The sequence below is a fragment of the Streptomyces sp. WM6386 genome, from assembly GCF_000972385.1.
GTDB lineage: Bacteria > Actinomycetota > Actinomycetes > Streptomycetales > Streptomycetaceae > Streptomyces.
In genome coordinates this window covers 1-807 of sequence record NZ_JXTE01000291.1, presented here as the reverse complement: position 1 = coordinate 807, position 807 = coordinate 1, and the positions used below count along the sequence as shown (strand labels likewise).

Here is an 807-nt window from a genome sequence, read left to right as displayed (position 1 = left end):
CTCGACGAAGCGGAAGCGGTGGCCGAGGGCCCGGTTGACGCGCCAGGACAGGTAGACCGGGTCCACGGGCAGGCAGTGGCCGCCGACGCCCGGGCCGGGTGTGAAGCGCATGAAGCCGAACGGCTTGGAGGAGGCGGCGTCCACCGCTTCCCATACGTCGATGCCCAACTCGCGGGCGTAGACGGCGAGTTCATTGACCAGGGCGATGTTGACGTGGCGGAAGGTGTTCTCGACCAGCTTGGTCAGCTCCGCCACCTTGGGCGACTTCACCGGCACGGTCGTGTCGACGACAGTGCGGTAGAAGGCGTCGACGGCGGCGAGCGAGGCCTCGTCCACACCGGAGACGACCTTGGGAGTGGTCTCCAGGGTCCACACCCGGTTGCCCGGGTCGATCCGCTCCGGGCTGTAGCCCAGGTGGAAGTCGACGCCCACGGTCAGGCCGGAGTACTCCTCCAGGATCGGGGCGACCAGTTCCTCGGTCGTTCCGGGGTAGGTGGTGGACTCCAGGACCACCGTGGAGCCCTGGCGCAGGAACCGGCCCAGGATCCGGGCGGCCGACTCGATGGCCCTGAGGTCGGGGACGCCCTCGCGCAGCGGCGTCGGCACGCTGATGACGGCCACGTCGAAGCCGCCGACCGCGCGCTCCTCGGTGGTGGGCAGATAGCGCCCGGTGGCCAGTGCGGCCGCAAGCCGCTGCGGTGCGACGTCCTCGACGAAGCGGAAGCGGTGGCCGAGGGCCCGGTTGACGCGCCAGGACAGGTAGACCGGGTCCACGGGCAGGCAGTGGCCGCCGACGCCCGGGCCGGG

At 71.1% G+C, this 807-nt stretch carries 1 protein-coding gene; it reads right to left on the bottom strand.

All coding sequences use genetic code 11. The features are described from left to right. Positions 1 to 774: nucleotide sugar dehydrogenase (locus TN53_RS41295; RefSeq protein WP_046264032.1), on the bottom strand; the 774-nt coding region annotated here is incomplete at its 3' end. Between the last annotated feature and the right edge of the window lie 33 nt (positions 775 to 807).